The sequence below is a fragment of the Caldibacillus debilis DSM 16016 genome (assembly GCF_000383875.1).
Lineage (GTDB): Bacteria > Bacillota > Bacilli > Bacillales > Caldibacillaceae > Caldibacillus > Caldibacillus debilis.
This window is the reverse complement of record NZ_KB912896.1, coordinates 1-26,519: the sequence shown is the minus strand read 5'-3', so window position 1 is coordinate 26,519 and position 26,519 is coordinate 1. Positions and strand designations below refer to the sequence as shown.

At 45.5% G+C, this 26,519-nt stretch carries 21 protein-coding genes and 2 pseudogenes; 3 read left to right on the top strand and 20 right to left on the bottom strand.

Going from position 1 to position 26,519, the window contains the following annotated elements; genetic code table 11:
- On the bottom strand, positions 1-180 hold a 180-nt coding region (locus A3EQ_RS21060; RefSeq protein ID WP_026499854.1), incomplete at its 3' end, for a hypothetical protein.
- Between the two features lie 426 nt (positions 181-606).
- Between A3EQ_RS21060 and A3EQ_RS0112235 the strand changes: the two genes are divergently transcribed.
- A complete protein-coding gene (locus A3EQ_RS0112235) occupies positions 607-1,176 on the top strand; it encodes a DUF2087 domain-containing protein (RefSeq protein WP_020155463.1) in 570 nt (189 codons plus the stop codon).
- A gap of 69 nt (positions 1,177-1,245) precedes the next feature.
- The gene (locus tag A3EQ_RS0112230) at positions 1,246-2,454 is read left to right on the top strand and encodes an MFS transporter (protein WP_020155462.1); all 1,209 of its coding nucleotides are present in this window, start codon (positions 1,246-1,248) and stop codon (positions 2,452-2,454) included.
- Between the two features lie 610 nt (positions 2,455-3,064).
- Here A3EQ_RS0112230 and A3EQ_RS22980 read toward each other — a convergent pair.
- A complete protein-coding gene (locus A3EQ_RS22980; protein ID WP_244874590.1) occupies positions 3,065-3,607 on the bottom strand; it encodes a hypothetical protein in 543 nt (180 codons plus the stop codon).
- On the opposite strand from A3EQ_RS22980, the gene A3EQ_RS0112210 reads away from it, so the two are divergent.
- The gene (locus A3EQ_RS0112210; protein ID WP_244874589.1) at positions 3,500-4,147 is read left to right on the top strand and encodes a DsbA family oxidoreductase; all 648 of its coding nucleotides are present in this window, start codon (positions 3,500-3,502) and stop codon (positions 4,145-4,147) included. The two genes, A3EQ_RS22980 and A3EQ_RS0112210, sit on opposite strands and share 108 nt — an antisense overlap.
- A gap of 401 nt (positions 4,148-4,548) precedes the next feature.
- Here A3EQ_RS0112210 and pgmB read toward each other — a convergent pair whose 3' ends face one another.
- The 18 genes and pseudogenes from pgmB to A3EQ_RS22530 all read right to left on the bottom strand — a co-directional run.
- Positions 4,549-5,238, bottom strand: a complete 690-nt coding sequence (gene pgmB, locus A3EQ_RS0112195) for a beta-phosphoglucomutase (RefSeq protein ID WP_020155455.1) — start codon at positions 5,236-5,238, stop codon at positions 4,549-4,551.
- A 234-nt stretch (positions 5,239-5,472) separates the two neighbouring features.
- Positions 5,473-6,501, bottom strand: coding sequence for a LacI family DNA-binding transcriptional regulator (locus tag A3EQ_RS0112190; RefSeq protein WP_020155454.1), 1,029 nt, complete (start codon positions 6,499-6,501; stop codon positions 5,473-5,475).
- Positions 6,502-6,844: 343 nt separating this feature from the next.
- Positions 6,845-7,672 carry a carbohydrate ABC transporter permease gene (locus A3EQ_RS0112175; RefSeq protein WP_020155452.1) on the bottom strand — a complete coding sequence of 276 codons (828 nt, stop codon included), beginning with the start codon at positions 7,670-7,672 and terminating at the stop codon, positions 6,845-6,847.
- 5 nt (positions 7,673-7,677) lie between these two features.
- Positions 7,678-8,559: a carbohydrate ABC transporter permease gene (locus A3EQ_RS0112170; RefSeq protein ID WP_026499937.1), complete on the bottom strand. Its 882-nt coding sequence runs from the start codon at positions 8,557-8,559 to the stop codon at positions 7,678-7,680.
- Between the two features lie 355 nt (positions 8,560-8,914).
- The gene (locus tag A3EQ_RS0112160; RefSeq protein WP_020155449.1) at positions 8,915-10,180 is read right to left on the bottom strand and encodes an ABC transporter substrate-binding protein; all 1,266 of its coding nucleotides are present in this window, start codon (positions 10,178-10,180) and stop codon (positions 8,915-8,917) included.
- A gap of 14 nt (positions 10,181-10,194) precedes the next feature.
- On the bottom strand, positions 10,195-12,549 hold the full coding sequence (locus A3EQ_RS0112155) for a glycoside hydrolase family 65 protein (protein WP_020155448.1): 2,355 nt from the start codon (positions 12,547-12,549) through the stop codon (positions 10,195-10,197).
- Between the two features lie 576 nt (positions 12,550-13,125).
- Positions 13,126-13,449 carry a PhzF family phenazine biosynthesis protein gene (locus A3EQ_RS22975; RefSeq protein ID WP_244874588.1) on the bottom strand — a complete coding sequence of 108 codons (324 nt, stop codon included), beginning with the start codon at positions 13,447-13,449 and terminating at the stop codon, positions 13,126-13,128.
- The gene (locus tag A3EQ_RS22970; RefSeq protein ID WP_244874587.1) at positions 13,443-13,976 is read right to left on the bottom strand and encodes a PhzF family phenazine biosynthesis protein; all 534 of its coding nucleotides are present in this window, start codon (positions 13,974-13,976) and stop codon (positions 13,443-13,445) included. The genes A3EQ_RS22975 and A3EQ_RS22970 overlap by 7 nt, the downstream gene beginning before the upstream one ends.
- Positions 13,977-14,347: 371 nt before the next feature.
- Complete coding sequence (locus A3EQ_RS0112140; RefSeq protein ID WP_020155446.1) at positions 14,348-14,965, bottom strand: NUDIX hydrolase; 618 nt, start codon at positions 14,963-14,965, stop codon at positions 14,348-14,350.
- A complete protein-coding gene (locus tag A3EQ_RS22540; protein WP_154652871.1) occupies positions 14,883-15,350 on the bottom strand; it encodes a hypothetical protein in 468 nt (155 codons plus the stop codon). The genes A3EQ_RS0112140 and A3EQ_RS22540 overlap by 83 nt, the downstream gene beginning before the upstream one ends.
- Before the next feature lie 72 nt (positions 15,351-15,422).
- Positions 15,423-15,482 (bottom strand): annotated as a pseudogene (locus A3EQ_RS22965) (transposase); the annotation flags it as partial.
- Between the two features lie 1,115 nt (positions 15,483-16,597).
- Positions 16,598-18,481, bottom strand: coding sequence for a TIGR03986 family type III CRISPR-associated RAMP protein (locus A3EQ_RS0112135; RefSeq protein ID WP_020155445.1), 1,884 nt, complete (start codon positions 18,479-18,481; stop codon positions 16,598-16,600).
- Between the two features lie 5 nt (positions 18,482-18,486).
- Positions 18,487-19,038 carry a type III-D CRISPR-associated protein Csx19 gene (gene csx19 / locus A3EQ_RS0112130; RefSeq protein ID WP_020155444.1) on the bottom strand — a complete coding sequence of 184 codons (552 nt, stop codon included), beginning with the start codon at positions 19,036-19,038 and terminating at the stop codon, positions 18,487-18,489.
- Positions 19,039-19,055: 17 nt separating this feature from the next.
- Positions 19,056-20,531, bottom strand: a complete 1,476-nt coding sequence (locus tag A3EQ_RS0112125; RefSeq protein ID WP_020155443.1) for an RAMP superfamily CRISPR-associated protein — start codon at positions 20,529-20,531, stop codon at positions 19,056-19,058.
- Positions 20,532-20,546: 15 nt separating this feature from the next.
- Entirely contained in the window at positions 20,547-22,736 is a 2,190-nt protein-coding gene (locus A3EQ_RS0112120; RefSeq protein ID WP_169382699.1) for an RAMP superfamily CRISPR-associated protein, read from the bottom strand.
- 23 nt (positions 22,737-22,759) lie between these two features.
- Entirely contained in the window at positions 22,760-24,322 is a 1,563-nt protein-coding gene (locus A3EQ_RS0112115; RefSeq protein ID WP_020155441.1) for a Cas10/Cmr2 second palm domain-containing protein, read from the bottom strand.
- Between the two features lie 35 nt (positions 24,323-24,357).
- Positions 24,358-25,644, bottom strand: coding sequence for a PDDEXK family nuclease (locus A3EQ_RS0112110; protein WP_020155440.1), 1,287 nt, complete (start codon positions 25,642-25,644; stop codon positions 24,358-24,360).
- A gap of 546 nt (positions 25,645-26,190) precedes the next feature.
- Positions 26,191-26,429: pseudogene (locus tag A3EQ_RS22530) on the bottom strand (transposase); the annotation flags it as partial.
- Between the last annotated feature and the right edge of the window lie 90 nt (positions 26,430-26,519).

Genomic DNA, 26,519 nt, shown 5'->3' with positions numbered 1-26,519 from the left:
CTCCACTTTCCAGCCTTCGCCTTGTTTTTGCTTTTTGATCGTCTCGTTAAGTTGGGAAAGAACTTTTTCCAAGGCATCCGCAAAAAACCGATGCATAAGCCGCGACAGATTTTCTTCCGCTTCCATCAGATTCGCGGAATCCTTCAGGATTTCGTAAATTTTTGATATAATCTTATCCAAGAGAAGGCGCCTCCTTTGGGAAGTGTTGTGATGGACAACTCTATTGTAGGACGCCTTCTCTTTTTTTGCCTACTGGATAGTTCCTGTACCGAGAAAAATTTTACACATACAAGATGAAGGAAGACAACCCCCATGGCGGCCGCATTCGTGAAGGCTTTCCCCATTATCTTGAGAATCGGGCGTTTCCGTAAAATAACGGCTGTTATCATTCGATGACAAGCTGTTAAAATTGCGGAAGCATTTGAAAATTTGGACGCCGGCTGAACCGGACAATTTTTTAATGGAAAAGCCAACAGAGGTTTCTAAGTTAAAAAACGGGAGGCGGGCGAGCCGATCCGTTCGAAGATCTTTTCATCACGGGGTTGATTTATCCTTCTGATTAGATTATTATCTAATTAGATAATTATCGTATTAGGAGGAATTGTCATGCAGTTAAGCCGGATCGTCAATTTTCATAAGACGCTGGGGGATCCCACGAGAATTCGCATTATTGCGCTCTTGCGGCACGGCCCTTTGCACGGTCAGGCGATCGCGGGAAAACTCGGCTTAAAGCCGCCCACCATTACCCATCATATGGCCAAACTGCGCGAAATCGGATTAATCAACGAACGGCGGGAAAAGAATACGATTTATTTTTCGTTGAACGCCAAAAATCTCGAACACAGCGCCACGGCCATCCTGAATTTGGTTTCCGAACAAGCGGAATTCAAAACGACTGAAAACGAACGCAATCAGGTCATTAAGAATTTCTTTACCTTTGACGGCAAATTGAAACAGATCCCCGCCCAGCGCAAGAAAAAAATCATCGTTCTTGCCCATATCGTGAAAGGGCTGAAGACCGGGGTTACCTATGATGAAAGGGAGATCAACGAGTATCTGAAACAATTTTATGAAGATTATGCGACATTGAGAAGAGAGTTGGTCATGAACCACTTTATGTACCGGGAAAACAATAAATATGAATTGAATCCCCCGGAACTTTGGATATTAAAATAATTTTTTTTGCGATATTAATTAGATAAATGTCTAATTAGATTTTTATAAAAAAACAAACGAGGTGATTTCGTGACGATTTTTCGCCAAGAAAAAAATTACTTCAAGTTATTTTTGGCCGGAATCGTGAACGGGATCGGGGACCGTTTCAGTCAAGTGGCCCTGTTGGCCCTGCTGTTGGAGTTGACCGGCTCGGGACGCGCCGTCGGCCTCGCGTTGGCCATTCGGGTTGTTCCCTCTTTCCTATTCGGCCCTTTGGGCGGGTTCTTGGCCGACCGATTTTCAAGAAAGAAAATCCTCATGATCACCGACCTGTCAAGAATCGCCTTCGCCGTCTCTTTTGTACTGGCCGATGACCGGTCCGACCTTTGGATGGTTTATCTGGGCACATTCGCTTTAGCCGCCGGAGAGGCGATCTACGCGCCTGCCCGGAAGTCTTTCATTCCTTTGCTCGTGAAGAAAGAAAACATCATCAAGATTAACAGCATGGAACAGGTCATGGTTGGCGCGGTTTTAATAGCCGGATCATTTTCCGGTGGGATGGCCGCCTTTTTCTTCGGACCGGATCTGACCTTTTGGTTGAACGGCCTTTCCTTTTTACTGGCCGCCGCGATCATCTATTCGATTCCGGACGCAAATCCGAACCGTCCCGTACGGAAAAAGGGGGAATCGGACATCCTCCATTCGCTGAAAACCGTCAAAAAATTCATGGCGGCATCCGCTCCCCTATCCATCGCCTTTCTGTTCGAGTTCATCGTCCCCCTTTTTAATGGGATCGATAACGTACTCATCAGCGTCTATGCCGTTCAGGAATTTCATCTGGGTGATCTGGGCGTCGGCCTCTTTTATGGCGCCCTCGGAATCGGCCTCATGCTCAGTTCCATCATCGCCCGCCGCCTTCACCGGCATCTTCTATTCGCCGGTTTGGCGGCCCTCCTTTTCGAAGGCTTGTTTCACATGATCTTAAGCCAAGTCTCTTTGGTTCTCCTTGCATGCATTCTATATATTTCCGTCTCCTTTGCATCGGGGATTTGCAACACATGCTTCGATTCCATCGTGATGAAGGAGATGCCCCGGGAGCATCAAGGCTTCGTGTTCGGCATATTGACCACCGTTTCCAATACGCTCATCGGCATATCGATGCTCGCGGCCGGCATCCTTTTAGAAGCGGTTCCCAATCGGATGCTCGGTTTGATCGGAGGAACAGGAATCGTATTAACAGGGCTATTTCTTTTTATGGTCTATTCTTTTCGGGATATCGGTCAGCCATATAAATCATGATCCATCTGGGAAAAAATGAGCAGGACAGGCCAAAATATCGGACGGGGAACTCCATGTCCCATGTGAAAAAGCGGCCTATGTTAATGAGAAATGCAAAACATTGCCGAGCTGACGCGGCCTTGATGCGAAAGCGGGAAGCCGGAAATGCCCTCTTCAGACGAAGAAGCTTGTTCCAAGGAAACGGAGACGTGCGTCCATGCAGATGCGGGGGCGGCTAGTGACTGGTTTTCAGCCGCACGACATAAATGATTTGTTCGGGATGGATGCAAATGACGGCAGCGATCTCCTTAGAATCGTTTGGGAAAGATTTGCAAAAATCGATTGATTTTTACAAGAATGTCTCAAAATGAAAACGGCGCTTTGTTTAAAACGGAAAATCTTCACCTGCTTTCTACCAAAGAAGATGAGATTTCGGACAACCACGATTTTAGCGGAATACGAACTGCCCGAAAGGGAACGGGGGTCGAAATCATATCGGCCGTTCCTGATGTTCAAAATTGTTATCTGCGCATATGGGAAATGGGGATTGATGCGGAATCGAAACGGAAGCGGCAAGCGTGGGGAATGACCGATTTCCGCCTGATCGACCCGGATGGCTACTTTTTATGAATCACTTCCCCCAAAAATTGAAGGTTTCAAAAAAAGCGGGGCAATTGCCCTGCTTTTTTCTTGGCATAAATTCGGAAAGCAACGTTCTTGTCTGCTTTTCCCCTTGCCGCCGGTAGTTGTCCCGGATGAAAGGCTTGTCCGTGATTTCGGTTGCCGCATCAAAGGGAATCCCTTTCGGCTCGGTTGTATTCGTTGCGGCATGGCGGCTCGATGCTGTTTTCCATTGCCAAACGAATGTCGTGCGGGATTTCCTTTGCCCCTTGCCGAGTCCGTTTATTTGAATACCGCCGGAACGATCCGCTACAATAAGGGGGAATAGGAATTTCGCCTTCTTGTTGTTTATGCGACAGGGAGCATGAACCGAGGTGCATATGCGATGAAAATCGAAGTTTGGTCCGATTTTGTCTGCCCGTTTTGCTATATCGGGAAACGCCGGCTGGAAATCGCCCTTGATCGGTTTCCGCACAAGGATCGAGTCGAAGTGGTATTCCGCAGTTTCGAGCTGGATCCCGACGCGAAAAAACAGGTTGATTTGACGATTCACGAAATGATCGCCCAAAAATACGGCATTTCGGTGGAAGAAGCGAAAAAGCTCAATGCCGATGTCGGCCGGCAGGCGGCGGCCGTCGGGCTGACGTTTCGCTTCGACACGATGAAGCCGACGAATACCTTTGACGCCCACCGCCTCGCCAAATATGCCGAAGCGCAGGGAAAACTTCCGGAAATGGCAAACCGGCTGTTTCAAGCCTATTTTACCGATTCCCTGCGGATCAGCGACCATGATGTGCTCATCGGGCTTGCCGGCGATGCCGGTCTCGACCGGGAGGAAGCGAAACAAGTTCTCGAAAGCGGCCGCTACAGCGATGAAGTGAGAAAGGACGAGGCGGAAGCCGCCCGGCTCGGCGTCCGCGGCGTGCCCTTCTTCGTGCTGAACCGCAAATACGCGATTTCCGGCGCGCAGCCGATCGAAGTCTTTATCCAGGCGCTTGAAAAAGTATGGGAAGAGGAACAGGAAAGTTCGCCATTGCAGCCGCTGGCGTCGGACGGAAGCGGCCAATGCGCCGACGGCAGCTGCCGAATCTAATGGGCGAAGGTACGGAAAACAGCCGGACGGTGACACCGTCCGATTGTTTTTTTTGCCCGCGTGCTGAAACGGCCGCCCCCCTCTTTACGGGTTCGGGAAACGCCCGGTCGTTTTTTCTTGCCCGTATGCGGCCGAATTGTCCGTAAAGGCGCACCCTGTCCTCGGCCGCAGGTCCGCCCGATGGAGACCGCCGTTTGCCGCGGATGGCATCATCGGTTCCCGCGGCAGATCATGTGGCGCTTTCATGGCCCCCGGATCTCCCCCTTCCCCGCGTTTTTAAACCATGATTTTCAAAGCCGGGAATTTCGCCCCTCCAGCGGCCATTTTCCACGCAAAAAGGGACCTTTCCCGCGTTCGGAAAGGCCCCTTTCCATGACCCGATTTTCACCTAGGCACCCCGGTCAGCGGCTCGGTTCAACTTCCCTCGCCCGGTTAAATTTCTCCACGATCCGGTCGAAATCGAGCCGGCTCGTATCCGGGACGATATAAGCGGAGGCGGATAGGACGTCCGCCGCACCGACCCCGACGGAGAACATGCCGGCCCGGTTGATCGCCTCGATCCCCGCCGCCGAGTCCTCCACGCCGACGCACGCGGAATAAGGGACCCGGAAATGGTCCGCCGCCCTCGTGAAGATTTCCGGATCCGGCTTTCCTTTTTTCACCTTGGCAGGGTCGACGATAAAGTCGAAATCCTCGTACAGCCCGAGCCGCTGAAGGACGGCCGGGGCGTTTTTGCTGGCGGAACCGAGGGCGAGCAGGATCCCCTCTTCTTTGATTCGCTTGATCAGCGGCTCCACCCCCGGCAAGATATGGTCCGGGGTGATCGTCCGGATCAGCTCCTTATAATGGTCGTTCTTTTTTTCCGCCAGCCTTTTCTTTTCTTCCAAAGGCATCCCTTGTAATGCCGGATCCAATGCCAGGATTTTCTCCAGGGATTCCATCCGGCTGATTCCCTTCAGCTCTTCATTGAACCGGCGGTCGATGGTGATCCCCAGCTCCTCGGCCAGCTGCTTCCAAGCCAAAAAATGAAATTCCGCCGTGTCGGTAATGACGCCGTCCAAATCAAAAATAAACAATTTCGGTTTCGTCATAAATACGTCCTCTCCTTGCAGATAACGGTCGAATGGCAAAAGCCGGTAATGCCGCCGCTTTCGCCTCTTCTAGGCATTATGCTATACAGCAAAGGCGGCGGGAAAACGGCCGATGAGAATTTCGGAAGAACAAAAACGGCCGGGGGTGCAATGCGGCGCAGCCGCCCCCCTTTTCCTCCCCCGGGCCCGGTGGCCCCCCTCCGAATTCCGAAACCGAAGGCTTTCCCCGCAGCCTTATCCCATCGGTTCGATGCTTTTCGTGCTTTCCCGCTCGATGATCTTGTAGTCGGCAAAGACATGATGTTGGACCTCTTTCTTTTCCATCATCGACTGCAGCAGGATCGCCGCTTGCCGGCCGATTTCAAAAAAGTTTTGTTTCACCGTCGTGAGGGGCGGCCGGGTATATTCCGTGAGGGGAATTCCGTCGAATCCCGTGACCGAAACATCCTCGGGGATCTTCAAACCGGCTTCCTCGATCGCCCGCATCGTGCCGATCGCCATCAAATCGCTGAAGCAGACAAAGGCGGTTGGCTTTTGGCGCCGCAAATATTTTTTCGCTTCCTCATAGGCGTCCCGTTCCGTAAAGTTCCCGTACAGGATGTCCTCCTCCCGCAACTCCAATCCGAAGGATGCGAAGGCTTCCTTTACCCCCTTGAGCCGCACTTCATTGACATAAGATTCTTTGATCCCCGCCATCACGGCGATCTTCCGGTGGTTTCCCCGCAGCAAGCGCATGGTGATTTCCTTCGCGGCCGCCACATTGTCGACGGATACGCTGCCGATCAGCTCCCGTTCCTCGTCGAACCGGATATCCACCAGCACGCAGGGGATGTTCGTGTTGATCAATTCCTTGAAATACGGATCATCCGTCCGGATCCCCTGCAAAATGGCGCCGCCGATGTTCCGCTCCCGGCAAAACTTGGCGTAGCTTTTTTGCTTCTGTTTGCGGGAATCGATCAAATAAATGGCCAATTCATACTCGTTTTCTTCAACGGCCGTATAAATCCCTTTGAAAACCTCGAGGGTATTGTTGCTGCTTTTTTCATCGCTGTTCATAAACCCGGACGTGATTAAGCCGATCGTCTTTTGCTTTTTGGACGATAAGTTTTTCGCCACCACGTTCGGCGTATAATTCAATTCCTTCGCCACTTCGAAGATTTTTTGCCTCGTTTTTTCGCTGATGTCCGGGTAATTGTTAAAGGCCCGCGACACAACGCCGATGGACACGCCTGCTTTCTTCGCCACATCTTTTATGGTTGCCAAGGCTGAATCCTGCTCCCTTTTTTACCGTTATCGTAATCATTATAAACGGTAAATGGAAAATATTGAATACTTCGCAAAAGTCCAATTTTTCGCGGACAAACCCTCGGAAGGTCCGGGATTCTTCCTTTCCCATCCGGATGAACCCGGGTCCTCCCGGCCAGGGCAGCGCCGCATCGTCCATGTACATTTCCCTGGAGCTTTTTGACCGCCGCCAATCCCCCGCGGCCTCCTCCCCTTAACCTTTCCTATTTCTTCCTGAGTTAGCCGCTCCCGGACAATGGCGCGCCGGAACCTTCCCTTCCTTTCCGGATCACGGTCCTTTGATCTTCCGGTCCGGCAATTTTCATTTGATGCCCGCCGTTTGATCGTTCGCCCGGATGAAATATTTGTTCAAAAGAATGTAAAGGATCAGGATGGGAATGACGGAAATGATGGCGCCGGCCATGATCACATCCCATTTGGTCGCATTCATATACTGTTTGGAAAGGGCGTTTAATCCTTGGGTAAGCATATATTTTTCCGGGCTGGAGATGAACAGGAGCGGTTTCATGAATTCATTCCAGATGCCCATGAAAATGAAGACCGTCTGCGTCGCCAATGCGGCCTTCATGTTCGGCAGGACGATCCGGAAAAAGGTGCCGAACCTCGACAATCCGTCCACGGTGGCCGCCTCTTCGATCTCCCGGGGAAAATTGGTGAAAAACTGCCGCATCATAAAGATGTAGGTAATGTTGATCATGGTTGTTAAAATCAGGGAGCTGCGGGTGTTGACCAGTCCGAGGTCGGAAACGATGATATAAAGCGGAATCATCGTCACTTGCGACGGGATCATGATCAACAAAAGCAAAAAGCTGAAAATCAATTGGCGCCCTTTAAAAGGAATCCTCGCCAAGGCATAGCCGGCCATCGTGTTAAAGACGAGGTTCAAAAAGGTGACGGCGAGCCCGACGACAAGCGAGTTCATCACCCAAGTGGGAAATTGGGAGGAAAAAATCGTCTGATACCCTTGGATGCTCCAATCCTCCGGCAAAAAGGTGCCTCCCGCCGTGATTTCCCTCGTCGTCTTGAAGGAAGTGGAAAGGCTCCATACGAAGGGAAACAGGGTCAGCAAGCTGTAGCCGGTCAACAAAATATAAACGATGGCTTTCAGCGTTTTCCTATTTTTCTTCATTTGAATCACCCGTTGATTTGGTCCGGTTTCAGGAATTTATTGACGATGTAAGTTACCGCTAAAATGATGAACCCGAGGATAAAGGCCAGCGCCGTCGCCCTTCCCATGTCATTGCTGTTGAAGGCCAGCTGGTAAATGTACAGGGTGAAGGTCAAGGTCGAGTTTTGCGGCCCTCCGCTCCCGTTCGACATAATAAAGGCCTGGTCGAAGATCTGGAAGCAGCCGACGACCCCCATGGTGATGACGTAAAAGGTGATCGGCATCAACTGGGGAACCGTGACATGCAGGAACTGTTTCACCTTGCCGGCCCCGTCGATGGCCGCGGCTTCGTACAAAGCGGCCGGAATATCCTGCAATCCGGATAAAAAGACGATCATAAAATGGGGGACGGTGGAAAAAATATTCATGGTCATGATGACGGTTAAAGCGAGATCCGGATTCGTGACAAATTGGATCTTCACCCCGAATAAATCCCGGATGAGATTGACGACTAACCCGTTGTTGTTGAACAGCCACATGAAAATCAAGGTCATCGCCGAGGAAGAAGTAAGCGTCGGGAGAAACATGACGGATAAAAAGATCCGGTCAAACCGGATTTTGCTGTTCAGCAAAACCGCCAAAAGCAGGGCGATGACGGTTTGCACGGGAACGACGACCAGCACGTACCGGGCCGTGTTTTCAAAAGCCGCCCAAAACTTCGGATCGGAAAAAATTTTTTCAAAGTTTTGCAGCCCCACGAACGTTTTTTCCCCGGATAACAGGTCCACTTTAAAAAACATCAGAAGAAATGCATAAACGATCGGAATCAGCGTAAAAACGAGAATGACGGCCAACGCGGGCAATAGGAAGGAGTACCCTTGCACCGTCTGCCGATACTTGCTGCCCATGATCCTTTTCACCTCTTTTCCAAGGAAAGATTCCGTCCCCCGCCTCATCCGGCCGTGGAACGGAGGTTTCCCCTTTACGCTATGCCGTCCTTCGAAGGAACGGATCGATTTTAAAAAACGGGGCTGTCCCAGAAACAGCCCCTTGAATCCGGCCCGGCCGCCGTCCGCACAGCCCCGGGAGCTGCGGAGGGATCGTTTAACGTCAGCCCCCGAAACCGCGGCCGGCCGGGCGTTTCACAACCTTTGGAAGCTGCAGCTCGCTTGCCGGATTAACTTCCCGGAAATCAACATCAAAAGCAAATTACCAATCCCCATCCAACTTGCACGCTTGAACCTTCCGGAAATCTTCAGCCGGTTATTGCTGCCTTTCGATTTCCGCATTGGCTTCGTCTTCCGCGGCCTTCATCGCATCTTTTAAGGACACGTCTCCGTTTAAGGCGGCTTGGAAATGGTTGTCGAAGGCGGCGGAGATGACGGGCAGGTAAATTCCCGATGTCCACGGGGTCCCGTAGCTGGCACCTTCAATATGGGCCTTCAATTCTTCATTTTCCGCCAACTTCATCGCCTCGGCGACGGATTGGCGGGTCGGGAAGGTGCCGGAAAGCTCGCTCCATTGCTGTTGCCCTTCGCCGGTCATGTATTTGACGAATTCGATCGCCGCGTCTTTATGTTTGGAATCTTTGGCGATCGCGTAGCCGACGGTAAAGATCATCGTTTGTTTTTTGCCGTTTACCGTCGGGGACGGCAGGATTTTATAGTGGACATCCGGATATTCGTTTTTCAAAGCGCTCAGCACCCAGTTCCCTTCAATCATGATCACCGCCTTGTTGGAACCGAAGGCGGCCCCGGCGGAGTCCATGCCCATGTCCATTTGCGGATTGAGGATATAGCCGCCGTCTTGTCCGTCAACCAAAGATTGGAAATATTCCAATGTTTTTTCGCTGGACGTAAAATCCGCCTTCCCGTCTTCCGTGACCGGATTCAGACCCGTGGCCAGCATGGCGCTCAAATGTCTGGCCATCGACTTGTCGAAGATCATGGCCGCGACCCCTTCGTCCAATTTCGGCTGCAATTCCTTGGCGAATTGGACGAGCCCTTCCCAGTCGGAGGGGACATCTTCAATGGAATACCCCGCTTTTTCCAAAAGATCCGTGTTCACGTAAGTGGCCAGGGTGGAATAATCTTTCGGCACGGCGTACAATTTTCCGTCTTTGTCCTTAAAGGCGTTCAACAGCGGTTGATAGAAGTCGTCCTGGTTTTCGATCTCGCCGGAGATGTCCAGGAGCACGCCGCTGTCGATGAATTTCGGAGCGACGAAGGCTTCCAGATAGAATACATCCGGCGGATTTTTGGCGGCAAAACGGGCGGTGATGGCGTCTTGGAAGTTGTCGGTAATCACTTCGATGTTGACGTCAATCCCGGTTTTCTTTTCAAAGCTGGCGACGGTTTTTTCCAGCCCTTCCGTTTCAGCGGGAGAAGATCCCCAGACGGCCAGGGAAATCGTTTGTTTTTTGTCCCCGTCCCCGCTCTTTTTGTCCCCGGAACTTTCTTTGGAACCGCAGGCCGACAATACCCCGGCGAGGAGAAGCAATGCCATCAATAGACCAATGGTTTTCTTCATAAATAGTTCCCCCTTTAATTTTTTGGATCGATATGGATAGTCAATTGATCCTTGCACGTGTAGGTTTTTCCGTAGACCTCCAATTCGAACGGCTCGTTCCTTTCCGCCTTTACGATTAATGCCGAATGATCGATGCTGACCGTTACCGGCTGGCCTTTCCAATAGATGGAGAATTCCATCCGCCGCCAATGCTTCGGCAGCCGGGGAGAGATGCGCAGTTTTCCGCCGGAAAGGCGCAATCCCGCAAAACCGGCGACCGCCGCCTGCCAAATGCCTCCGATTGAGGCGGCGTGAATCCCGTGATCGGAGGAATGGGGAAAGGGGCCGAGATCGATTTCCGCAGCCCGGCGGAATAAGGAATAAGCGAGTTCGTACTCTCCGATGTCGTTTGCCAAAATGGCGTGGGTGGACAGACTTAAAGAAGAATCGTGCAAGGTTTTCGGTTCATAGTAACGGAAGTTCGCCTTTAAAACATCCTGGGAAAACTTCTTTTCCCATTGCTCCAGCAGGTAAAGCAAAATCAGGACATCGGCTTGTTTCGAGACCTGCATCTTGTTGACCTGTTCCAAATTGTAGTCCTCGAACAGGGTGCCCACTTTTTTGCTTTGTTTATATTTCGTCAAATCGATCGTCTTTAAGGATAAGTACGTGTCATCCTGAGGGATGACCAGATCTTCGCGCGGTTGGGGCAAATAGATCCGGCCGATGACCGATTTCCATTTTTCATAGGCCTTCCGCAAGGCCAGCCGTTCTTCCAGCTCCGCCAGCCGGCTTGGATTCTCTTTTTCGAGTTTTTCATAATAGGTGATCGCCAATTGAATGTTGAAATGGGCCATGTAGTTCGTGAAGGCGTTGTTGTTGACATGTTCTTTGTACTCATCGGGGCCGATGACGTCATTGATGTGGTACTCCCGTTTTTCCTCATTCCATTCCAGCCGGCTCGCCCAAAATTTCGCGGTTTCAAAGACCATTTCGTACCCGTACCGCTCCATGAATTCCCGGTCCCCGGTGACGGTGTAATATTGGTAGATGGCAAAGGCGATATCGGCGGAAATATGCTGTTCGATAAAACCGGACCAAATCTTCGTTTGCTCCCCGGTGACGATATCGACCGCTCCCCATACCGGCGTCACTTCCCCGTCTTCCGGCCATGCCGCTTCCCACGGGTACATGGCGCCTTCATACCCGTTTTCCCGGGCCTTTTTCCGCGCGCCCGCCAGTCCGAGGTAACGGTAGTTCAACAGGGACCGGGCAACCTCCGGATTGGAGAAGATAAAGAAGGGCAAAATGAAGATTTCCGTATCCCAGAAGGAATGGCCCTTGTATCCTTCCCCGCTCAACCCTTTGGCGCCGATGCCCATTCGTTCGTCATGGGCCGGGGTCATGACCGTCAAATGATAGAGGGCGAACCGCAGCGCCAATACATCGAAGCCGTCTTCGCTGTCCACATTCAAGTTATATTTGTTCCAAACCTTTTCCTCCCAGGCCCGGCAATGGGATTGAAACAGGGCGTCATACCCTTTTTTCACGCAATCTTTCAAATCCTGCAAGGAAACTTCGCGAAGTTTGGCCAGCTGATAATCCGGTTTGTCAAATTCCTTGTCCCGGCTCGTGTAAACGGTGGCCAGTTTTTCCATGACGAGCTTGTCGCCGGGCGACAGCTGCAGTCGGAAGGTAAGTCCCACCATTCGGCGGTCGATGGCCATGACCGGGTCCCGGATTTCTTCCCCGTTCACCGTCACCCGGTGCGCGGCGTTGATGACCACATCGATGTTGGATTCCGTCGTCCTTTGCAAGAGCTGCAGATACCTTTTGTCAAAAATCCTTTTTTCGCCCTCATGGAAATGCTGCGTGCCGCTGTTGGTCATCCGGCCGTTGATCCCGGAATGGAACGTGATTTCCGCCGGACTGTCGAGGCTCGTAATCTCCATTTTCATTCCGATCAGATGCAGACGGTCCAGGGACACAAACCGCCGGAAGCGAAAGCGGAAGGTTTTTCCCTTCGGCGAAATCCAATCGAAGGAACGGGTCAGCTCCGCCGTTTTCAAATTCAATTGACGAAGATAATGTTTCGTTTCGCCGAATTCCAGGCTGAACCTTTCCCCGTCGATCCGGAGGTCGATCCTCGTCACATCCGCCAAATTCGGCAGTTCCGTCACTTCGTCCCCGCCGAAATGGTTGAAAGTCCCGTTCACAAAAAGATTCCGGACCTCGTGCAAATACGGCTCCTCCGTCGCCGAACGCAATCCCATGTACCCGTTGCCGAGATACATGATCGATTCGCATTTTCCCAGGGCGTCGGGGGAAAATTCGGTTTCCGTGATCAGCCAGTTTTCCAAGCTGCCTTTCCCGTGATTGTATGCGAGCATCCATCTGTCCTCCTGCTAAAACGTTTTAGTAACCCGCCAAAAATTTTTCGCCCAGTTGTTCTCCCCCTTTCCTCGCGGGACGCCTTTCGCACCCGGATAATGCGGTTTTGTCCTCTTCCGGCGCCGAACATTGAAGAAAGCCCTTTCCAAAAACGTTTTTGTAAAAGGGTAAAATCGTAAACGTTTACAGTTTCATTATACTTTCTCCGCCTTTATTGTCAATATAACCCGTCCGTAAAATTTGACAGGGTTGTGTCAGGGTTTGGATTCCGTACCTTGCCAAACGACGGAGCTGCGTCTTCGATAAATATTAAACCCCGGCACCGGAGTGCCGGGCAAAAACCATGGATCCCCCGCCAGACGGGGCGAAACGGCTTGCGACGCGGCAGGCAGCTTATCATTAGTTAATGAGTTTTTTGCTTATAATATGCAAGAAGAGGAACCATGCCGGGCTCTGGATTTGCGCCCTGTAAGGAAAACGGAAAGGCGGGGCAAGAAGGGATGTGCCCGCCTTTTCCGCTCCGTCCTCGGCACATTTTCCGCGACTGCCCATGGGCGGTTAAACCGACCGAAGGATCAAACGCTCAAATTGCCCTTAAAAATGGTGACCGCTTTTCCGGAGAGCAAAACTTTGCCGTCCAAAACTTTAATTTTGACGATTCCCCCTCTTTCGGAAGCCTGGTAGGCGATAAAATCGGTTTTACGCAGCTTGTTTTTCCAATACGGGTCCAAACTGCAATGGGCCGAACCCGTCACATAATCTTCGGCGAGGCCTTGGGCCGGCGAAAAGAAACGGGAGATAAAGTCAAAATCCTTTGTATGGGATCGGCTCGTGACGATCACGCCGCGGACGGGCAATTTTTCAATCAGCCCGATATCCGGTGTCAACTTTCTTACCATTTCTTCCGACGGAACTTCCGTGAAATCGTCCAACCGGCTTTTCCCGACATATACCGGCTCAACCACAGCACCCGGATTCGAGCCACCATGGCCCGCGTCGGGCTTTTCCAGACATATACCGGCTCAACCCCTAAGGCCTTCACCAGCAAATCAGGGGCGGGCGTTCGCTCTGGGGGCATGAATGGAAACGCCAATCGGACCCAGCCATCCACAAGCTCTGATCGCAGGACGCCGCTCTTTGTATGGAAGGCAATCGGATTCTCTTTTTCCGCATGCCCGTTCTCCCACAGAAAAAACGAACTCGCCAGCGTTCCATGTCCGCAAATCGGAATTTCGGCCGCAGGGGTAAACCAACGGAGCCGGAATTCATGTTGATGGCGGCGGATAAAAACGGTAACCGGCATATGGATCTCTTTGGCAACCTTCTGCATCCAGCCTTCGTCTTTTTCCCCATCCAACAGACACACGGCCGCCGGGTTCCCTTGAAAGGCTTGTTCGGTAAAGGTATTGATGATGGCCAACTCCATCGCCATTCCCTCCGTTAAGGACATTTTTAAGCGAAAATCGTGGCGCCAATAGAGGACTCCGCCCGCATTCCGAATGAACCGGCAAAATTGGAATTATAAAGCGGTGATCCATCATGATCTGCGGAAACAAATTCCGAATGAACCAGCAAAATCGCAAATCGGTAAAATGACTTCCGGCGCGGGTTTCCCCGAATTCCAAAAGAATCGTCAAAATCGCAAATCCTGTTGCCCGCAAAAGGTGCGCCTCGCCGCAAAGTAGAATAGTTTTCATCGCTTTAGGAGGCAGCGACGCCTCATTCTTTGCGGCGAAGGGAAATTCCCGATATCCGCTTCTTGCCGCCTCCGGCGCCGGCAGGCGATCTTTCGGCCGTTCAATCAAAATGGACGGGTTCTTGGGGATTGTGCAAGTACTTAAAAATTATCTCCATTTGGGATTTCGTGATCCGGGAGACGGACAATGGCGGCAGTTCATCTTCCGCAAAGAAACCGACGGCGCTTGTTTCGATGCCTTCCGTCGGCTCGCCGCCGACGATTTCGCATTGGATCAAGATTTTATAAACATGGAACGGGGATGGCGGATGGGGATGAAATTTTTTGTCAAATACTGCCAACAGCTTGACCGCTTTTACATCATATCCCGTTTCTTCCTTCACCTCTTTCACGGCCACTTCCCTCGGCGAGTATCCGATGTCGGCCCAACCGCCGGGCAGCGACCAGCGTCCGTCCGTTTTTTCTCTGACCATTAAAATTTTATTTTCCTTAAAAACGACGGCCCGGATATCCACTTTTGGGGTCGCATACCCCGTTTCCCCGGCAAATAGATCCTTTATTTTTGTCATTTCCATGCCTGTCTGCTCGGACAACATTTCTACGCTGATCCTTCTGATGCATTCAAATCTTTCCAAATCATAAACATCCGTCGAATACGCCAATCCCGCCTGGGCGATGGCCTGAAGCTGTTTCGCCCAAGCCAGCCATTTCGGTTCCATCCTCTTCACCGCCAAACCTTTGATACTTCATCTTATCATACGGAAAAGCAAGACTGCCAGTTTCTGATTGAAAAATCCCGCCGCAAAAGGCGGGGATCGCTTCACGGCGCCGCGGACCCGGACATCGGGCCGGCGAACCGCTGACGGGCACTTTTCCAATCCAAGATTGGCGAATTTTCACTTCCTTCCTTTGTAAAACTGGAAAAAAGATGTAACTAGTCATTTGCAAAAAAAGATATTCCTGCCCTTGGAATGAAAGAAAAAAGAATGAATTCATATCTACATACCAAAAAATGAAGAACTCCCCAAAAAATCGGTGATGGCGCCGTTTTTGGGGAGTTTTTATCTTTAAAACTGTAAAAGTCGGGAGTACACGCGGCTTCATTCTTTGTCGATTTCCTAAATCCAAGCAAAAGAACTACTTTTGGTTGCCTTTGGTCGTCTTCCCTGACTTTCATTTCCCTGCACTTTCATGGTTACCGGGAGCCAGCCCCGCCCAAGAACAAAGATGGGCAGCAAAAATACGCATCGCCGTATCTTTAAAGTATCGGCATTTCAATCCCTCATAGGTAAGGTACAAACCAGAAGGAGAACCTGGGTTTGGTAACGCAGAAGCGGCGTTTCAATCTCTCATAGGTAAGGTACAAACAAACATTATTTGCATTTAGCGAAAACTATCATTACAGTTTCAATCTCTCATAGGTAAGGTACAAACTTCCAGGAAGGGGACGCTGATGTCATCCTTTGTACGATATTTCAATCTCTCATAGGTAAGGTACAAACCCCAAAAAATCTTGATTATATCAATGCTTGGAAAAAATTCCTAAATTCTTTAGTTAGCATTATAAACCAACGGGAAAATTTTAGCAAGACCTTGAAATCACTTGATTTTCGGGGATTTCACTGCATTTGGAAGGAGAATAACAATTGTCGTCGATCCCCTGGGTTTTGTGCACTATTGGGGGTCGACGACACTTTATGGTGAGATATTTTCGATCCTTTGTCAAAGGGGAGTGGCCTGCATACTTACCCCACATGACCCACGATTTTTTATACTTGTATGTAGGCAGTATCCTCGCACTTGTCCGTTCGAAGTTCCTGAATCAATATGATTCCTTTTCAGGGTTGTCAATCCCTTCCAAAAAGCCATTCTTTCGATAAAAATTGTTCAGGATCTTCAATTCCCAATTCTGAGAAGTCTCGACCCAGCGTTAGAATGCTTCTATTCTTACCTGTTCTCCGCGTTTATAAAACTCATACAATTCTTCCTTGGTTTAAAGGAGCCTTCCGCCCCGTTTTCTTCCGCCCGTTACAGCCAACAGCAAAAGGCCTCTTTCAGTTCATAGGCGTTCTTCAGTGACTCCGACTGCCAGAAGTATCGGTTTAAATACCAGCGTTCCTTTGAATTTCGTTCCTCCTTTTTTTGTAAAAGATCCGCCTTATACGTTTGCATTTCTTCCGGTCATACTCACTCCATGCGTCCTATTCGTTCCTTCTCACCTGATCCAGCGCCATTACACATACTTATTAGGATTAAAAAATTACTCAAAACGTTCAAAACCGCCTGGCATTAACCCAGGCGGGTTACAGAATCCTTTCAAAGGGATAAATTGTATGACTTTAGATTGTAAGTTAAATATATTCTTTGAATTCTATAATATTTAAATTTAAATCTTCTTCCAATATATGAGGTAAACTTTTATGGATTTTTGGTTTTCCCTTAGATGCGATGTTCCTGTTTCCTGTAAACCAAATATGTCCGGCTTCTTTTTGTTCTTTTATGTTTTTGCCTATTGGATAACTGATATTCATATTGGAATGGTTAAAATCCGTTATTTTCAAAAATTCTCTTACATGTTTCGAATTTAGGTCAATCGTTTCTTCCAATTCTTTCAGGGAAAATGCCCTTTCTTCTTCCTTATATTGAATGGTTCCCTCGCTCAGTTGTATTTTCCTGATTGTCACCCGATCAATTTTAATTTTTATGCTACCGAGTCCTATCGGTTTTCCCATGCCAATCTTATGGCAATGGCTGCTTTCATTACCGCCGATCGATAAAGTCCAAAGAAGGCGTTTCAATTCCTCTTCTGTGATCTGTTCAAAATATATGCGGAAGGTAAACCGGATGCCTTTTTTTAACGGGCGAATAGCACAATTTAGATTGTTTAATTTCTCATCCTTATAACCGGTATAATTTTGCCAAATAGGCTCTTTATTCGAATGCCAATAAAATTTTCTCCCCCGAATTTTAGGTTGATAGTTCCTATCTATAATCAATTTTTTTCCATCCCAGTTACCGGCAAAATCATAATTCCAAATATCTTTCCCCGGATCTTCCAAATAAAATTCTGTTGCGGAAAGTTTTGGTGCGGACAATTCAGTCAAGACCTTGGGAGGAAGATAATATTCTTCCGGATCAAGATCGGATGCCACAAGGGCATCAGTGAAACGGAGGCGCGATCCTAAAGCATTTTTTTCGCCTACCATGCCAAATAAGGCACAAGCAGGACACAAGAAATGAATATCAGTGCAGGGGTTGTACCCGCCCTGTTGCTCAAGAATCTCGTTGATTGAATGATGAAATACGATTTTTGAAATACAGGCGGGAGATAAGTAGTAAAATTTCCCATCAACTTCATAGTAATAAACAAGTAATACCTTATTATTTAGATTGTAATGCTTGTAACCGCTGTGTTCTTCTGTCTTATTAATTTTCGTTTCTTTGTCATACAGGTTGAGTAATTTTTGCAGATGTTCTTTTGGATTAAAATTTTCTGGCAATCTAATTATTTCTTTTTTTTCTTCAAATACGGACTCGTATTTTTTCTTTTCAAAATATTCTCCCCTATGAAAAAAACCTTTTTTATATCCCTGTTTGTAATCGGGCAATACATCTTCCGCGACTTTCCATCTATTGATTTTTCCAAAATAGACCAATTGACCTTCCCTAAAGTTTTCTACCTTTTCTTTTTCCACTTTATATCGGGTTGCTTTTTGTATATAATAACCCTTTGCATCTTTCTTTATAATACCCGGACAGCCGGGGATCGTGATTCTTTTGTACAGGGGCTGACCCCCGTCGACGGTCGATAAACAAGAATCTGTTACTGCCTCATAGGCGGAACGAACCGCGCCACGAATTTCGCTCGCGGGAATGACTGGTTTTTCCGGACTATTTAAAGTGTTTCCGGTGATCGTATTATAAGAGTAAAAATCTAAAGTTCTTCCAGAATTATGGTCAAAGGCATTCTCTTCTGTTGTATTAGGGATAAATACAGGCGTTTTGGTTTCTATTGAACAATGAATGACTCCAGTAAGTAATTCCGATTTTCTTCGCAAAGCCGAAAAATCATAACGCTGACATTTGCCTCCTAGAGAAACAAAATTATAAGGATTGACGAAGGTTTCGTCTGTCTCAATCCATTTATTATTAGAAAGTTTATTTTGTCTCGTATTAAAGTTTTTGCGACTTTGATTTCTATTGTAATTCGATTTTTTACCATAATTTTTTTCCATTCTTTTCACCCCAATGTAAAGAAGGTCGAATCCGGTTTACAAAAACCGCATATACGGGCATCATCAAAGAACAACTGTCCATCTTTGTCTTCTTTTAAATAATTTCTGACTTTATAACAAATTTTTTCCGGGATGTCCTGCTGCGATAAAAAAGGAATGTGAATTTGAAAACCACGGTTCTTCTCAGAAACTTTGAGCCATCCGTTTTCTACTCCCACGACTTTTCCCCATATGTAGTGTATTTCATCGAAAATATCAATACGTTCCCCATCTTTGTCATCCACGATCAATCTGCCTGAAAATTGATTTCCCCATCTCCGGACATGAAGCTCCCGATGTTCATTAAATACCCGTATTTCCTGAAGATATTCTTCTTCTATCGGATGATCATATAATATCATTTCACCATGGTAGACGAATCCCACTTTCACTTCATAGTCCAACCAGGCTAAAAGAAATCCCTTCTCATCTTTAAAGAATTCTTGGATTCTTTTCTTTAATTCTCCCGGAGCGAAACTTACCTTTTGGAAGGAAGAAGTAATTTGTCGAACCGGCATGCGACCACTCCTTTGAACTAGGAATTACAAATCAATGCATATAATGCTTGAAGGTATTTATTCTCCCTTTCCTTGTCGACCTCAACCTCTATTCCTTCTTTTTCCAGAAAAACCGTATGACCGGAGAAAATTCCCTTTCCTATGTTCGTTTCTCCACCAATACTGAGATAGCCGTTCATTAAATCTTTTAATGCCAATAACAATAATCCCAAGTCAGGCTCTACTTCATTTTCATCCGCTTCTATTTCCATCACCAAATCCGTATGCCCATGATAAACAGGCAATTCGTTAAATAATGCCCCACGGACCGTACCGCCTGTATATCGATCAATTTTTATCCGGTTTTGCATAATCATTGTTCCGCCATCAAGCTTTGATTCATAAAAGCGAATTTTTGAAGTCTTTGCGATATTTTTGCTTTCATCCACAAATCCAAAAAAGTCATTGATTTTTTCTTCTGATTTTGTAATGCTGCTCTCTTCATCCAACCCGGCCGATCGGTACAAGTCTTTCAAAATGCACCTCATCCTTGCGCGGATTGCCCCTGCCCATGAAGTTCCCGGAATGACAGGCATCCCATTGGAACATAATTGCATATAATCCTGACTATTTTTTTTACCTGAAGCATTATCTTTATAAACGTTTCTGTAGTCTCGGATCATCAAAGAATATTCATTTTTTAATGGAACTTTTACTTTAATAACCTTTTTCTTAGGAGCATCAATTGATACATTTTGATGATTTAACTGTTCCAGCTCGGTATTCCCTTTAAAAGACTTCCAGTCAAATTTAATCCATTCATCCAAAAATTCCCTTTTTCTAGCGGGATCTCGAAAATCAAGCCGCAATATTTTTACGTCCTGCAACTCAATTCTTCCGAAGCCTCTTTGTTTTTTTGCCCCGATAAAAATTTTCTGATCTTGTAAAGCCTTTAACAAATGGTACAGTATTTTTTCCATATGCTCGATTGGATCACATTCCCTCAAAACCAATTCAAGGCGGAGAGAAAACTCGGTATTCTCCGAAACGATTTCATAATCGTATTTTCCCTTATCAACGGAAGTTTTCGTATCAGGATCCAACTTGACGCCATCCCGAATGAAAGTGGGATTTTGTTTCTGATCAATCATGTCTGCATCATAAACATATAATTTGCTGATGGTAGCATCTGATGAATTCAATCCCTTAATTTTTTTGCCGAACATATGTTCAACAAGTTTGTTTTCTCGTCCTTCCTCCGACAAATAATTTCGAAAAACACCTGCTAATGATGTTCCGGGAATATAAGGGACCGTCACATACTTATTTATGGAAACATCCTTAGAAGCATGGGAGATTCCCGCATGTTGATCGACTAAAACATATTTTCTGACAAAATCAATATCTGCATTGTTGTTTTCTCCGGAACCGACCAGACAAGGAGATTTCAATTTTAAAATGCCTTTAACATAAATTCTTTCAACAACACGATCTGACCTTTTTGACTCCTGCATCACTGCACCCCTTCCTTACCCCACTTGCCTGTTCTTCCATTTAATATGTTGAAAAATGGTAAGGAGAAAAAGTTTGTAAAGTTCAAAATCCAGCTGTTCTAAACATAGGTCCCAATTTTCCGTTTCTATCTTTTCCACTTTTCTCCATAGTTCATCCGATTTATATTCAAGATAATATTTATCGCTATCAAGCAAAAAATCCATCAATTTTGTATCGATTCGGTCGACATTTTTTTTGTTTAATAAATCTTTCGCTTTCGTTAAGAAATCATCTTTATTCAAAGCATTTTCCAGGAAATCAGTCAGTTTATATAATTTAGAGTTATTCAACTCATATAGGACAGGAAGTTCTTTTAAGGTTGAAATGGCACGATTTTGAATAATGTATCGAAGCTGTTCGGTTTTAATATAAGTTAATATGCCGTTTGTAAAATTTGGTTTACTGGAACGGATATTTTTAATTGTTGATTCTCTTGGCGGAATAGAATTAAAACCCCCGATTTTTACAAAAATTTCCCCGAACCCCTCATTCTGCCTCAAACCATAATTCTGAAGCGTTAGGTCAGTTGCTGGAATGCTTTCTGTGCCCTCATATTTTAATACGATGACGGTTCCCGCATCGAAAGCGTCCAGTTGAGGCTTCGGCAATCCCCATTTACGATGAAAACCGGAAACTTTGGTCAGGCGAACAAAACTTCTTTCATAGACAAAGCCCGGAAACTTACTCGCCAATAAATCGGCAAACAAATGGGGATCCGTTTTCACTGCCCCCGATGTTTCATCAAATAGAATCATAGGAGATATGAAATATATGGCTACTTGATCTCCCTTTTCAATAAAATCTTCATCAAAAGGTTCCTGCTTCTTTAACGGTTCTATATTTTCAATGGAAAACTCGGCTTCGGCGTATTGAGCTGTTTTTGATCTTCCAAGTCTGACGATCCTGTTTGCTACGGCCAGATTTTTCAATAAAGACAAGCTCTCGAAATCACCAATGATATATCCTTTGAATGTTTGACCTTCCCGAATGGCTTCCATTTGAAAATACTGTCCATTTCCTCTTTGGGCATGGCCAATTGTACGGTCCTCGGGTCTTCGATGATGGTATTGAATTTCTTTCTCCACACGGACCAAAGGAAAGCTTCCATCGTTGTACACCTTGAAATATCCGTTTATCTTAGACGTTTGTACTTCTTCTTCCAATACTTTTTGATACGTCTTATCATTGGCAAGATCCAAATATTCATCTTCTTGATCTTCTTTATCCTTCGTTTTTACAAAAGTAAGGGGGATCGGCATACAACGATAATTTTCTTCATCCACAGGATAAGCATTCATAAATTTTACTTGATTACTTAAAAATAATTTGCGGAATACAGGATCTTTATGGGCTTTTTCTGATGTCGACGTTTTCTTAAGATATTCGGAAGCGAAGAATCCAAGAATTTGGCTTCCAGAAATATAGGTATCACTCCGGGATGAGATATCAACCCGATTAGAGACGAATAAGGGCGTACGTAATTTTAATGAATAGGTTAATCTCAAAGATTCTTCTTTTAAAAACTCTCTTTCCAGTTGTATCCTTATTTTGGAATCATTTGTTTCCTGAATTGCAACTTTATCTTCGTTCTTGATCTCGAGGGAACATTTTACTTCCCCCCAGCCTCTTGTGCGGTTTAATCCAATATTACGCAGAACTTTACAACATTTCTTCAACAAATTTACACAGCGGCTGTCCCGTTCAGATAATTCCACATCGAAAAAGAAAACATTTCCTGAACGGATTAAACGGACGGTCCGCAAGGTATGATCTTTTGCCGTTTGACTTTCCGGATCAATGCTCGTCATCGCCCGATATGTGGTGAAATACGACTGGATATTGACCGGATTAAGGTATGGTCCGTAAGTATTATCTCTCGAAAGTTCTTCGAGTTCCTTCACTATTTCTTCGTAATTGGGGATGTAGCCGTTTCCAATTTTTAATGCGCCTTCTTCTCCACCCGGCAAACCGAACAACTTATCAAATGCGGTTTGATCGAATGAATCATCCACATCTCTTATTTCTAAAGCGGCTTCCTTCAGACATCCTTTTATACGTTTTGCCGGAATAAATGGGATACCAAATTTATCGTAAGAGACATCATTATCAAAAATGCCTGGCAATCCTTCTCCTGAAGCAGTACATAAGTCAGACAAAAGTTCCAATTTTATCCTCATTGGCCTTCAGTTTAAACCTCCTCCAATATTTGAAAAAAATCCGACATTTCTAATACGTCATAATAAGGCGTTTGGTTTTCAATTGTGAAACCATTTGTTGTAAGTTTTGGTAAAAATTTTGGGAGTTGGAGCCCCCTGCTTTCCATCTCACTCAGAAATAGCGATGTTTCCAAATTTCCTTTGGATAAAGCAAGTTCCAATTGTTTTAATTTATTCCTTGGCCACTTGGATTCTCCAGATGTAAATTCTTGATAGATTTGTATAAAATGTTGAAAGTTATGAGCATCACCGCTGTATCTGTCTGTATCAGATACTAGCCATGGGCGCCAAAGCAAATGATAGTTTGAATCGGCTTCAGCAACTTGGTAATGTTTTCTTCTCGTGGTTTCCAAATCCCCTGTAATCCCTGTAGAAACGACGTGAAAGTCAAGCCAACTTAAGACTTCATCATATTCTTTCGATTTGGCTTTCTTTTTTGCGGATTGGCAGCATTGTTCTGCAATTTGATAAGCACGATAAAATGGAAAATGGGCTTTAACTATGGCAATACCCGCACAGGCTGAAATCGGTTCTCCTTCCAATTTTTCCATATTAATCGTTTTCAAAAAGAAATAGCTGAGAAATAACGCCAGTCTGCCATCGCAAACGAAAGTTACATCGTCACCATTAATAACAATGTCTCTAATCGGTAAATAATAATATTCCCGTTCTTCGTTATCCGCTTTTTTCAGTTTGATGTTTCCAATTTTTCCCTTTTTCTCTGAAGCTATTAATAGATTAATCACTTTTTGAAAAGCGCTTTTATAAATACGATCGATTTCTTTTGATAATATCCTTATTTTTTGGACAGCGTTCGCATAATTCATTTCCCTGCTGAGAACCGATTTTATTCTTTTTCCAAATTCATTTCCGTCAATATGCACAACCCCGATGTAACTTTCACCCTCGTTTCTTCCAAGATGGTCAAACTCCGCGGGAATTGCAAATCTTTCGTCTAATGAATAAGGCTGTTTTTTTTCTGAAGCCATTTTCATTTTGGCGAGACTTTCGGATGAGTAAGGAGTTTCGTCGATAATACATGTGATCGGCAGTTGGGAAACGTCGCTCAGTTGTGTGATGGAAAAACCGCCCATTTTATTTTTGTAAGGAGTTTCATATTTCTTTTTTTGCAAATCGGTCATGATCTTTTTTCTGTCTTCGTTAAAATCATTTCCTTCCACCGTATGATGAACAACCGTGAAATGAAGGGAAGGAGCGTTTTCAATTAACAATTGGGAAAGTCTCTTTGTGACTCTTTTGGCAACCTCTTTGCTTCTAAAAGCTACCAGTGCGTTCCCGCCTCCCGTGTAAATGAGTTCAGCCTCCAAATCCACATTGTTCAGAAAATCGAAATGTTCATAGCTTTCCCACTCCACTTTATATGCTCCGTGAACCGAACTTTTAATAGCTTCAATCAAAAACGTGGACAGTGCTTTATCAACAAGGGTTGAAGCACCGATGATTTCCTTTAAACGATTGGATTGAAAAATATATCGTTGGATATCAGTCACATCGAACATGGACAAAACAAACAAGAGCTGTTACCCCTTTCAATAGATGATTCACCATTTTAGCTTAAAAAGATGTTTTCTATTTCTTTTGATAAAAGGGCCGGATCTTCTAAGACATTGCTTCCGATTAATTTTACCTTTTTTTCGATTTGTGCCTCGAAGGATGACAAGTCCTTTTCGAGATTTTCGATGCAGTGGTCAAACTCTCTAGGATTTTGAATACTTGGCAATAAGGAAACGACGATTACCCGGGCATGGCTTCCTCCTAATTGCTCGGCCCGATACAAGGCCTCAAAAGCTTTGCCCTTGACTTTTTTTATATCTTTCGATGTGGTGCAGGTAAAATAATGCATTTGATATCCCCGCATGGCAATCACGTCAATTTCACATGGCCTTCTTTTATACATTGCTTTCACAGATTTTTTAATTTCATCAATTTTTAGTTTTTGTTGCAAACTTAAAAGGGCATCCAATATATAGTCTTCTAACCATTTCCCATGGAAAAATTCAACGAAATCTGTAAACAATTTTGGATTTGAAGCCACGTCCTGCCACTTAACAGGCATTAATTTTTTTCCAAATTCTTGTTGGACAATATTGAAATCTTCACTGAATTTTTCAATTTCATTCTTCGGTAAATTAGGTTTATGTTTAGTTTCATAATAATTTTCAATTTTATTTTTCATTTTATTGATATTAAGTTTCCAGTTTGGCTCGTTTTTACTTCTTAAGGTGTTAAAAGATCTAATTGCATTTGAAGAAAAATCTTTGATATTAAAGTTTGGAAAGGTGTATGTTTGGCTTCCGGAATATTTAATTTCCATATTATGAAGTTCAAAGATTTCATTTATATTCAACTTAATACAGTCTCTTAAATCCCTTCCAATAGGATAAGTTTCGTTTCCTATCCGTATAAATGACTGTTCAGGATCTAAATCGCTATATATCGTTTTGATGCCATGTTTCTTTCCGAATTCCTCAACAGCTACATAACTAAAAACCGACATCGGTTTTGTCCCGCCGGAATAATGCAGGTGGATAGAATTTATATGCTCTTTACCGCTTATTAAATTTTCAAGATTAAATTTAACCGCATTTTGAACTATTTCCCGATCCCTTTCTTTGTCCCCCAAATTTATGTCGAGTAAATTATTACTACCTGCAAGATTTCTTAATTTTAAGCGTAGCTTTTTATAATATTCCTCTGTATTTTTAGAAAAAACAAAAACCATCTCATCCGGGACTGGCAGGTTTTCCACATCCCCCCTGCTATTATCTAGTAAATATTTTGCTACCACATAAATCGGCAAAGGATTTGAACCAACTGTAAAAATTGCCACATTCATGTTTTCTCCTCCTTTAACAAAAGATAAAAGTCGTCATTTTGATCCCACTTTTCCAAAAGGTTGGTAAGCGTTTGGCTTAATAAATAATCGAGCTTATCAACGGTTCCATACCATTGCGGGCTGTTGCTGCCGTCGGCTTTTCCTATCCAACACCATTCATTTAACAGGCGCTCATCCAGTTCTTACAATATAAAATGAATAGAGGAATCGGAATTTTGAAAATCAAGAATTACCCCGTATTTTAGTGTCTTTTTGTCTGGCGGCGGGAGTGTAAGCGTTTGCAAATAGGCGTCTTCATTTTCCTCAAGAGATTTCCTCCCCAATTCATAGATGACCTTCATCATAACTCCCTGACACACCCCCTCGACGAAAAGTAAAAAATATGAAATTGGAAATCTTTTCATACTCATTTTAATTTAATTTTAGAAAAGATTTCCTTGGATCTCAATGGTTAATTTATGAATATTTTAACCTTAACTTGCAATATTAAAATGCAACAATACATTGATAAATCGCATACATCCGTTTGAAGGCACTGATGACGCAAAAAAAAGGCATATAACCGTCTTTGCGCAGTTTGGGAACAAAGGGATACATGGTGCCCATCCGAGTGTCAAAGCGACGTAAACGATAGCCGGTCCGTGTATCCGTCCGTTCCGATTTCTGTGCCTGAATCACTTCAGCTTCCATCATTTGCTCACAGAGCCAGAGAGCATGGGATCCTGTTCCGACATAAATTTCAATAGCATTTGTTCGAGAGATAAGGTAGAATTCTGGTAAGCCATCGGTTTCAACTCCTTTTGGTTTGCTGGACACTTGCCAATTCGGAGTGACCGATGGCTTTTCCTTTTTTCACTTTTTGCGAACTTAATTAT

What these genes read in the sequence shown, in the direction of transcription:
- A3EQ_RS0112235 (WP_020155463.1), top strand. Translation starts at nt 607, where the DNA reads ATGCAGTTAAGCCGGATCGTCAATTTTCATAAGACGCTGGGGGATCCC.
- pgmB (WP_020155455.1), bottom strand. Translation starts at nt 5,238, where the DNA reads ATGACGAAACCGAAATTGTTTATTTTTGATTTGGACGGCGTCATTACC.
- A3EQ_RS0112175 (WP_020155452.1), bottom strand. Translation starts at nt 7,672, where the DNA reads ATGAAGAAAAATAGGAAAACGCTGAAAGCCATCGTTTATATTTTGTTG.
- A3EQ_RS0112170 (WP_026499937.1), bottom strand. Translation starts at nt 8,559, where the DNA reads ATGGGCAGCAAGTATCGGCAGACGGTGCAAGGGTACTCCTTCCTATTG.
- A3EQ_RS0112160 (WP_020155449.1), bottom strand. Translation starts at nt 10,180, where the DNA reads ATGAAGAAAACCATTGGTCTATTGATGGCATTGCTTCTCCTCGCCGGG.
- A3EQ_RS0112155 (WP_020155448.1), bottom strand. Translation starts at nt 12,549, where the DNA reads ATGCTCGCATACAATCACGGGAAAGGCAGCTTGGAAAACTGGCTGATC.
- A3EQ_RS22975 (WP_244874588.1), bottom strand. Translation starts at nt 13,449, where the DNA reads ATGGTAAGAAAGTTGACACCGGATATCGGGCTGATTGAAAAATTGCCC.
- A3EQ_RS22970 (WP_244874587.1), bottom strand. Translation starts at nt 13,976, where the DNA reads ATGGAGTTGGCCATCATCAATACCTTTACCGAACAAGCCTTTCAAGGG.
- A3EQ_RS0112140 (WP_020155446.1), bottom strand. Translation starts at nt 14,965, where the DNA reads ATGGAACCGAAATGGCTGGCTTGGGCGAAACAGCTTCAGGCCATCGCC.
- A3EQ_RS22540 (WP_154652871.1), bottom strand. Translation starts at nt 15,350, where the DNA reads ATGAAGCCGCGTGTACTCCCGACTTTTACAGTTTTAAAGATAAAAACT.
- A3EQ_RS0112135 (WP_020155445.1), bottom strand. Translation starts at nt 18,481, where the DNA reads ATGGAAAAAAATTATGGTAAAAAATCGAATTACAATAGAAATCAAAGT.
- csx19 (WP_020155444.1), bottom strand. Translation starts at nt 19,038, where the DNA reads ATGCCGGTTCGACAAATTACTTCTTCCTTCCAAAAGGTAAGTTTCGCT.
- A3EQ_RS0112125 (WP_020155443.1), bottom strand. Translation starts at nt 20,531, where the DNA reads ATGCAGGAGTCAAAAAGGTCAGATCGTGTTGTTGAAAGAATTTATGTT.
- A3EQ_RS0112110 (WP_020155440.1), bottom strand. Translation starts at nt 25,644, where the DNA reads ATGAATGTGGCAATTTTTACAGTTGGTTCAAATCCTTTGCCGATTTAT.